Genomic DNA, 8,687 nt, shown 5'->3' on the forward strand with positions numbered 1-8,687 from the left:
GCTCGCGGCGGAGGCGGCGGCCGCGGCCGCCGCGCAGGAGGAGGCGGCGCGCCAGACGGCGCGGCGGGAGGCCGCGCGGGGCGCCGCCCGCCAACAGGGTGCCGCGTCGGTGCCGGTCAGCACGCCGGTGGGGGACGTCAAGGAGTACGCGGCGTCGCTCGTCGGCGCCGAGCAGTTCGGCTGCCTGGACGCGCTGTTCACGCGGGAGTCGGGCTGGAACCCGTCGGCGAAGAACAAGTCGTCGGGCGCCTACGGGATCCCGCAGGCGCTGCCCGCGTCGAAGATGGCGTCCGCGGGGGCGGACTGGCAGACGAACCCGCACACGCAGGTGCGCTGGGGCGTGTCGTACGTCAACGCGCGGTACGGGTCGGCGTGCGGGGCGTGGGCGCACTCGGAGTCGCACGGCTGGTACTGAGCCAGGCAGGCTCGTCGGCGCGCACGCGCGTGGTCGGGACCGGCCCGCCTCAGCCGACGTCGAGCGTGCGGGCCAGCGGGACGCCCGGGCGGTAGGCGAGGTGGGCGACGCTCGGCGCGTCGACGACGCACAGGTCGGCGCGCGCGCCGACGCGCAGGTGCCCGACGTCGTCACGACGCAGGGCGCGTGCTCCGCCGAGCGTCGCGGCACGCACGGCCTGCTCGACGGTCATCCGCAGGTGCGCGACGCCGAGGGCGATCATGAGCGGCATCGACGTCGAGTAGCAGGTGCCGGGGTTGCAGTCGGTCGCGAGGGCGACCTCGATGCCCGCGTGGAGCAGCCGGCGGGCGTCGGGGTAGGGCGAGCGGGTCGACAGCTCGACGCCCGGCATCAGGGTCACGACCGGGCCGCCGTGCGCGGCGGCGTCGGCGAGGGCCGTGACGTCGGCGTCGTCGAGGTGCGTCGCGTGGTCGAGGCTCGCGGCGCCGAGCTCGACGGCGAGCAGCGCGCCCGGTCCGGGGCCGAGCTGGTTGGCGTGCACCCGCAGGCCCAGACCGGCCGACGCGGCGGCGGTGAGGACCGCGCGGGACTCGTCGCCGTCGAACGCGTGCGGCGAGCCCGGCTCGCAGAAGACGTCGGCCCAGCGGGCGTGCGGCGCGCACGCGGCGAGCATCGGGCCGGTGACCAGCGCCAGGTACGCGTTCCGGTCGATGCCGGGAGGGACGACGTGCGCCCCGAGGAACGTCGTCTCGGGCGTCACCTCGCGCGCGAGCCGCAGCAGGCGTTCCTCGTGGACGACGTCGAGCCCGTACCCGCTCTTGATCTCCAGGGTCGTCGTGCCCTGCGCCTTGGCCTCGGCGACGAGCCGCGCGAGGTGGGCGCGCAGGGCGTCGTCGCCCGCCGCACGGGTCGCGGCGACCGTGCGGGCGATGCCCCCGCCGGTGTACCGGGCGCCGGCCATGCGGGCCGCGAACTCGTCGGCGCGGTCGCCCGCGAAGACGAGGTGGGTGTGCGAGTCGACGAACCCCGGCAGGACGGCACGACCCTCGACGTCCGTCCGCGCGTCGGCGGCGGGCGCCGACGACGACGGGCCGGCCCAGGCGACGCGGCCGTCGTCCACGACGAGCGCGGCGTCCCGCACGACGCCCAGCGGCCCCGCGAACCGGCCGTCGTGCGTGACCAGCTCGGCGATGCCGGTGACCAGGTGCGACGTCATCAGGCCCCCTCGGCCTCGTGCCACGCCGCCGCGACCGCGCGGGTCAGCAGCGTCCCGACGTCCCCGAGCACGTGCTGCCCGCCGGACACGCGGACCGTACCCCCGACGACGACCGTGTCGACGTCGACGCTCCCGGCGACCAGCACGAGCTGCGCGGCGTCGGCCCCGGCGGTGCGCGGCGTGTCGGTGCGGACGGCGACGAGGTCCGCGGGGGCGCCGACCGCGAGGCGGCCGCCCGTCGGGTCGCCGAGCGCCGCGTGACCACCGGACGTCAGCAGGTCGACGAGGGCGGCCGGGTCGAGGACGCCGCGGCGCTCGCGGGCGACCCGCTCGTGCATCTCGACGTCCCGCGCCTCCGCGAGCAGGTCGGTGCGGACGTGCTGGTCGGAGCCGACCGACAGGCGGGACCCGGCCGCGCGCAGGTCGGCGCCGGGGGCGAGGCCGTCGCCCAGGTCGCGCTCGGTCGACGGGCACAGGCAGACGCCGGTCGACGACGAGCCCAGGATCGCGACGTCGTCGGGCGTGAGGTGGACGGCGTGGACGGCGGTCGTCGTCGGGCCCAGGACGCCCGCGTCCGCGAGGGTGCGCGTCGGGGTGGTGCCGTACGCCGCGAGGCAGTCGTCGTTCTCGGCGCGCTGCTCGGACAGGTGGACGTGCAGCGGCAGGCCGGCCGTGCGGGCGTGCGCCGCGACGGCGGCGAGGGCGTCGCGCGGGACGGCGCGGACCGAGTGGATCGCCGCGCCGACGGTCAGGGTGGCGTCGGGGCGGAGCGCGTCGACACGGGTCGCCCACGCGTCGGCGTCGGCGTCGCCGAACCGGAGGGCCGGACCGTCGAGGGGGCGACCGATGCCGCCCGCGAGGTACGCGGTGTCGAGCAGCGTGAGGCGCAGGCCCGCGTCGTGGGCGGCCGTGCGCAGCGCCTCGGCCATCGTGTTGGGGTCGTCGTACGGGGTCCCGCCCGGCGCGTGGTGCAGGTAGTGGAACTCGCCGACGGCCGTGACGCCCGCGAGGACCATCTCCGCGAACGTCGCGCGCGCGAGGTCCAGGTACGTGTCGGGGGTGAGCGTCGCCGCCAGCGCGTACATCCGCTCGCGCCACGTCCAGAACGTGCCGCCGTCGCCGTGCGTCCGTCCGCGCAGGGCCCGGTGGAACGCGTGCGAGTGGGCGTTCGCGAAGCCGGGGAGGACGACGCCGGGGAGCCGGTGGTCGAGCGCGTCGGCCGTGACGCCGGTCGTGACCGCGGCGATGCGGCCCGCGTCGACCGTGACGCGCACGTCGTGCGCGAGGCCGTCGGGGAGCCAGGCGGCGGCCGCCCAGAACGCCGACGGGCTCCCGGTCATCGCGTCCTCGCGCGGGCGTGCCGGACGCTCACGCCCGGTCCCGGGTCAGCAGGTGCTCGAGCGTCGTGGCGAGCGCGTCGACGCCGGTCAGGCAGTCCGCCTCGTCGGCGTCCTCCGCCGGCGCGTGCGAGACGCCCGTGGGGTTGCGGACGAACAGCATCGCGGTCGGGACGCCGGCGGCCGCGAGGATCCCGGCGTCGTGGCCCGCGCCGGTCCCGAGGCGGGGCACGCCCGCGTCCGCAGCACCGAGGCCCGTCGCGCCCAGCGCCTCCGCGACGTCGTCCGCGAGGTCCGCGTCGAGCCACGTCACCGGCGTCCACGACTCCTCGGCCGGGGCCCAGGTCGCGAGGGCCGCGAGGACCGCCCGCACGCGGTCCTCGTCCTCGGCGCGCACGTCCAGCCACGCGGTGACCTGCGACGGGATCGCGTTGACGCCGTTCGGCTCGACGCGCACCTTCCCGACGGTCGCGAGCGCCCCGGCCGTCGTCGCGGCGGTCCGGACGTGCTGGACGAACGCCGCGAGGTCGAGCATCGGGTCGTCGCGGTCGGCGAGCGGCGTGGTGCCCGCGTGGTTCGCCTGCCCGCGGAGCTCGACGCGCCACCGCCCGTGCGGCCAGATCATCCGGCCGACGCCGACGGGCTCACCGGCGTGCACGAGCCCGCGGCCCTGCTCGACGTGCAGCTCGACGAACGCGCCGACCCGCGCGAGGGCGTCGGGGTCCGGGCCCAGCGACGCCGGGTCGCGCCCGGCGGCCCGCAGCGCGTCGGCCATCGTCGTGCCGTCGGCGTCGCGGAGGGCGCGGGCCCGGTCGGCGTCGAGGACGCCCGTGACCAGGCGCGACCCCGCGCACGCGACGCCGAAGCGTGCGCCCTCCTCGTCGACGAACGCCGCGACACCCAGCGGGCGGGCGGGACGCACCCCGCGGGCGCGCAGGACGTCGAGCGCCGCGAACGCGCTGACGACGCCCAGCGGGCCGTCGAACGCGCCCCCGCCGGGCACCGAGTCGAGGTGGCTGCCCGTGACGACGCCGGGCGTCGCGTCCGCGTCGCCCCACCACGCCCACTGGTTGCCCGCCCGGTCGGTGACCAGGTCGAGGCCGCGCGCGGCGGCCTCGCCGGCGAACCACTCGCGCAGCGTGTGGTCCTCGCGCGTCCACGCGAACCGGTGGTAGCCGGCACCGTCGGGCGCGCGGCCGACCGGGGCGAGGTCCGCCCACGCGCGGCGGAACGTCGCCGCACCGACCGGCGCCGCCTCGCCGTGACCAAGCCCGGCGCCGGCGTCGAGAGCGGAGCCACCCGCCGCGCCGACGCGCGTCGCCGCTCCGACCGGAACGGGCGCGCTCGCGGCGTCGTCCGGACGCACCCGACCCGTCCCCGGCGCGGTCACGCGTCGCCCTCCCGCATCGGCACCCGCACGCCGTGGGCGTCCGCAACCTGCTCGGCGCGCGCGTACCCGGCGTCGACGTGCCGCAGCACGCCCATCGCCGGGTCGTTCGACAGCACCCGCGCGAGCTTGCGCGCGGCGAGGTCGGTGCCGTCGGCGACGGACACCTGCCCCGCGTGGATCGACCGGCCCATCCCGACGCCCCCGCCGTGGTGCAACGACACCCAGGTGGCACCCGACGACGCGGCGACGAGCGCGTTGAGCAGCGGCCAGTCGGCGATCGCGTCGGAGCCGTCGGCCATGGCCTCGGTCTCCCGGTACGGGGACGCGACCGACCCGGCGTCGAGGTGGTCGCGGCCGATGACGAGCGGCGCGGCGACGTCGCCGGACGCGACGAGCTCGTTGAACCGCAGCCCGGCGCGGTCGCGCGCCCCGTGCCCGAGCCAGCAGATCCGCGCGGGCAGCCCTTGGAAGGCGACGCGGTCCTGCGCGGCGCGGATCCAGCGGTGCAGGTGGTCGTCGTCGGGGAACAGGTCGAGGACCGCCTGGTCGGTCGCGGCGATGTCGCGCGGGTCGCCGGACAGCGCGGCCCACCGGAACGGCCCCTTGCCCTCGGCGAACAGCGGCCGGATGTAGGCGGGCACGAAGCCGGGGAAGTCGAACGCCCGGTCGTACCCGCCGCGGCGGGCCTCGTCACGGATGGAGTTGCCGTAGTCGAAGACCTCGGCGCCGGCGTCGAGGAAGCCGACCATCGCCTCGACGTGCCGGGCCATGGACTCGCGGGCACGGTCGGTGAACTCGTCGGGCTTCGCGGCGGCGTAGTCGGCCCACCCGTCCACGGACACCCCGACGGGCAGGTAGGACAGCGGGTCGTGCGCGGACGTCTGGTCGGTGACGACGTCGACCTCGACGCCGCGGCGCAGGAGCTCCGGCAGCACCTCCGCGCAGTTCCCGACGACGCCGACCGACAGCGCGACGCGGTCCCGCTTCGCGGCGAGCACCAGCGCGAGCGCGGCGTCGAGGGAGTCGGCGACCTGGTCGAGGTAGCGGTCGTGCACGCGGCGGCGCAGGCGGTCCCCGTCGACGTCGACGATCAGGCACGCGCCCCCGTTGAGCGTGACGGCGAGCGGCTGCGCCCCGCCCATCCCGCCGCACCCGCCGGTGACCGTCAGCGTCCCGGCGAGCGTGCCGCCGAACCGCTGCGCGGCGACCGCGGCGAGCGTCTCGTACGTGCCCTGGAGGATCCCCTGCGTGCCGATGTAGATCCACGACCCGGCCGTCATCTGCCCGTACATCGTGAGGCCCAGGTGCTCGAGCCGGCGGAACTCGGGCCACGTCGCCCAGTCGCCGACGAGGTTCGAGTTCGCGATGAGGACGCGCGGCGCCCACTCGTGCGTCGCGAGGACGCCGACGGGCTTGCCGGACTGGACGAGCAGCGTCTCGTCGTCGCCGAGCGTCGTGAGGGTGCGGACGATCGCGTCGTACGCGTCCCACGACCGCGCGGCGCGGCCCGTGCCGCCGTAGACGACGAGGTCGTCAGGCCGCTCCGCGACCTCGGGGTCGAGGTTGTTCATGAGCATCCGCAGCGGCGCCTCGGTCTGCCAGCTGCGGGCGGTGAGCGTGGTGCCGCGCGGCGCGCGCACCGGTCGGGGGCCGGCGGTCATCGGGTCTCCTCGGTGGGCTCGGGTCCGGCCTCGAGATCGGTACGTCCGCTCGAGATCGGTACCTGCAGGTGCCGATCTCGGTCGGAGGTACCGATCTCGTCGGCCGTGCGGTCGGCGTCGGCGGCGGCCAGGACCTCGCCCGACGCGACGAGCGCGGCGACGGCGTCCAGGTCCGGCGCGAGGGAGGTGTCCGGTCCCGGTCCGGCGACACCGCGCGCCCGCAGCAGGTCGCGGACGGCGCCGGTCGCCAGCGCGGGGACGAGCGGTGCGCGCAGGTCGAGCGCACGCGTGGCGGTGAGGACCTCGATCGCGAGGACCCGGCCGAGGCCGTCGACGGCGCGGCGCAGCTTGCGGGCCGCGTGCCAGCCCATCGACACGTGGTCCTCCTGCATCGCGGACGACGGGATCGAGTCGACGCTCGCCGGCACCGCGAGCCGCTTGAGGTCGCTGACCAGCCCGGCGGCGGTGTACTGGGCGATCATCAGGCCCGAGTCGACGCCCGGGTCGTGCGCGAGGAACGCGGGCAGGCCGTGGCTGCGGGACACGTCGAGGAACCGGTCGGTGCGCCGCTCGGACATGCTCGCGACGTCGGCGACGGCGATCGCGAGGAAGTCGAGCACGTACCCGACGGGGGCGCCGTGGAAGTTGCCGTTCGACTCGACGCGTCCGTCGGGCGTGACGACGGGGTTGTCGACCGCGGCGGCGAGCTCGCGCGTTGCGACGGTGCGGGCGTGCTCGACGGTGTCGCGCGCGGCGCCGTGGACCTGCGGCGCGCAGCGCAGCGAGTACGCGTCCTGCACGCGGGTGCACCCGGGGCCGCGGTGGCTGGCCATGATCCCGGAGCCGCGCAGCAGCGTCCGCAGGTGGGCGGCCGCCGCGGCCTGCCCGGGGTGCGGGCGCAACGCCTGCAGGTCGTCGGCGAAGACGGCGTCGGTGCCGAGCAGGCTCTCGACGCTGAGCGCCGCGGCGACGTCGGCGGTCGCGAGCAGGCGGTCGAGGTCGTGCAGCGCGAGGACGAGCTGCCCGAGCATCCCGTCGGTGCCGTTGACGAGCGCGAGGCCCTCCTTCTCGGCGAGCACCACGGGCGTGAGCCCGGCGTCGGCGAGGGCGTCGGCGGCGGGCCGCAGGGTGCCCGTGGCGTCGCGGACGTCCCCCTCGCCCATGAGGGCGAGGGCGCAGTGGGCGAGCGGCGCGAGGTCGCCCGAGCAGCCGAGCGACCCGAACTCGCGGACGACGGGCGTGATCCCGGCGTCGAGCATCGCCGCGTAGGCCTGCGCGGTGGCCGGGCGGACGCCCGTGCGGCCCGTCGCGAGCGTCGACAGGCGCAGCAGCATGAGCGCGCGGACGACCTCCCGCTCGACCTCCGGGCCGGTCCCGGCGGCGTGCGAGCGGATCAGGCTGCGCTGCAGGTCGGTGCGCCGCTCGGCGGGGATCGAGCGGGTGGCGAGCGCACCGAACCCCGTCGAGACGCCGTAGTGCGGCTGCGTGTCGGCGGCGAGGGCGTCGATCACGGCGCGGCCGGCGGCGACCGCGTCGAGGGCCTCCGGTGCGAGGGCGACGCTCGCGCCGTGCCGGGCGACGGCGACGACGTCGTCCATGGTCACGGGCCCGACGCCGACGACGACCGTGCGCGCCGGGTCCGCGGGGGTCGGCGCCGCCGATGGCGTGACGGTGGTGCTCATGCGCTCCATGAGACCTCCGCGCCGCACACCCGCGGCGGACGTGACGGCGGTTAATGTCTGGGATACCAGACGCCACCGACCGGCCCGCCGCGGGGTCGCGCGAGACCGGCCGGATGCGGACAGGAGGTGGCGACCGTGCCCAGCAGCGACGTCCCCGCCGCCGACGGCACGCTGCGGATCCTGCGGCACCTGTCGCGGACCGGGCCGCTGCCCGCGGCGTCGATCGCGCAGGCCGTCGGCCTCCCGCGCTCGACGACGTACCACCTGCTCGCCGTCCTCGGGCAGCACGGGCTCGTCGCGCACCTGCCCGAGGAGCACCGCTACGGCCTGGGGCTCGGCGCGTTCGAGCTCGGCTCCGCCTACTCGCGTCAGGCGCCGCTCGCGCGCGCCGCCCGCCCGGTCCTCGCGCGGCTCGTCGACCAGGTCGGGGAGAGCGGGCACCTCGCGGTCCTGCACGGGCGGGAGGTGCTCTACGTCGTCGAGGAGCGCGCGACGCGACGACCGGCGCTCGTCACCGACGTCGGCGTCCGCCTGCCCGCTCACCTCACCGCGAGCGGCCGTGCGATGCTCGCTGCGCTGCCCCGCCCGCAGGTCCGCGCGCTGTTCCCCGACCGCGCCGCGTTCGTCGACCGCACCGGCCTCGGGCCTGGCCGCCCCGCCGAGCTGCGTGACCTGCTCGTCGAGGTGCGGCGCCGCGGGTGGGCGTCGGAGGACGGCGACGTCACGCCCGGCTTCGCGTCGGTCGGCGTCGCCGTGCGCGACCACACGGGCCACCCCATCGCGGGCCTCGCGGTGACGTTCGCGCGTCCCGACGTCGACGCCACGGGGGCCGAGGCGCTCGCCCGTGCCGCCCAGCGGGCCGCCGCCGACCTCAGCCGACGCGTCGGCGGCGCGGGCTGACGCCGGTCGACGGCGGGCCCGTGCTCCGGTCGCCGACGCCCGCCCGGCGTGCCCCCGGGTGCCGACCCCGGCGCGCCGACCTAACC

The 8,687-nt window shown here is 77.4% G+C and carries 7 protein-coding genes; 2 read left to right on the forward strand and 5 right to left on the reverse strand.

The features are described 5' to 3' along the window. Window positions 1-415: aggregation-promoting factor C-terminal-like domain-containing protein (locus tag CBZ_RS09740; protein WP_130781368.1), on the forward strand; the 415-nt coding region annotated here is incomplete at its 5' end. 49 nt (window positions 416-464) lie between these two features. On the opposite strand, the gene hutI is transcribed toward CBZ_RS09740, so the two are convergent. Genes hutI through hutH form a run of 5 tightly spaced genes read right to left on the reverse strand, consistent with a single transcriptional unit; the run spans window position 465 to window position 7,701 of the window. Beyond that, window positions 465-1,631, reverse strand: a complete 1,167-nt coding sequence (gene hutI / locus CBZ_RS09745) for an imidazolonepropionase (RefSeq protein WP_130781369.1) — start codon at window positions 1,629-1,631, stop codon at window positions 465-467. Beyond that, the gene (locus tag CBZ_RS09750) at window positions 1,631-2,971 is read right to left on the reverse strand and encodes a formimidoylglutamate deiminase (RefSeq protein WP_130781370.1); all 1,341 of its coding nucleotides are present in this window, start codon (window positions 2,969-2,971) and stop codon (window positions 1,631-1,633) included. The genes hutI and CBZ_RS09750 overlap by 1 nt, the downstream gene beginning before the upstream one ends. Before the next feature lie 28 nt (window positions 2,972-2,999). Next, window positions 3,000-4,334, reverse strand: coding sequence for an allantoate amidohydrolase (locus tag CBZ_RS09755; protein WP_130781371.1), 1,335 nt, complete (start codon window positions 4,332-4,334; stop codon window positions 3,000-3,002). Between the two features lie 20 nt (window positions 4,335-4,354). Then, a complete protein-coding gene (gene hutU / locus CBZ_RS09760) occupies window positions 4,355-6,019 on the reverse strand; it encodes a urocanate hydratase (protein ID WP_130781372.1) in 1,665 nt (554 codons plus the stop codon). Further along, window positions 6,016-7,701 carry a histidine ammonia-lyase gene (hutH, locus tag CBZ_RS09765; RefSeq protein ID WP_130781373.1) on the reverse strand — a complete coding sequence of 562 codons (1,686 nt, stop codon included), beginning with the start codon at window positions 7,699-7,701 and terminating at the stop codon, window positions 6,016-6,018. Before hutH ends, hutU begins: the two co-directional genes overlap by 4 nt. 126 nt (window positions 7,702-7,827) lie before the next feature. On the opposite strand from hutH, the gene CBZ_RS09770 reads away from it, so the two are divergent. Next, window positions 7,828-8,601 carry an IclR family transcriptional regulator gene (locus tag CBZ_RS09770; protein ID WP_174768655.1) on the forward strand — a complete coding sequence of 258 codons (774 nt, stop codon included), beginning with the start codon at window positions 7,828-7,830 and terminating at the stop codon, window positions 8,599-8,601. The last annotated feature ends 86 nt before the right edge of the window (window positions 8,602-8,687 follow it).

Source organism: Cellulomonas biazotea (assembly GCF_004306155.1).
Lineage (GTDB): Bacteria > Actinomycetota > Actinomycetes > Actinomycetales > Cellulomonadaceae > Cellulomonas > Cellulomonas biazotea.

What these genes read in the sequence shown, in the direction of transcription:
- hutI (WP_130781369.1), bottom strand. Translation starts at nt 1,631, where the DNA reads ATGACGTCGCACCTGGTCACCGGCATCGCCGAGCTGGTCACGCACGAC.
- hutH (WP_130781373.1), bottom strand. Translation starts at nt 7,701, where the DNA reads ATGAGCACCACCGTCACGCCATCGGCGGCGCCGACCCCCGCGGACCCG.
- hutU (WP_130781372.1), bottom strand. Translation starts at nt 6,019, where the DNA reads ATGACCGCCGGCCCCCGACCGGTGCGCGCGCCGCGCGGCACCACGCTC.
- CBZ_RS09750 (WP_130781370.1), bottom strand. Translation starts at nt 2,971, where the DNA reads ATGACCGGGAGCCCGTCGGCGTTCTGGGCGGCCGCCGCCTGGCTCCCC.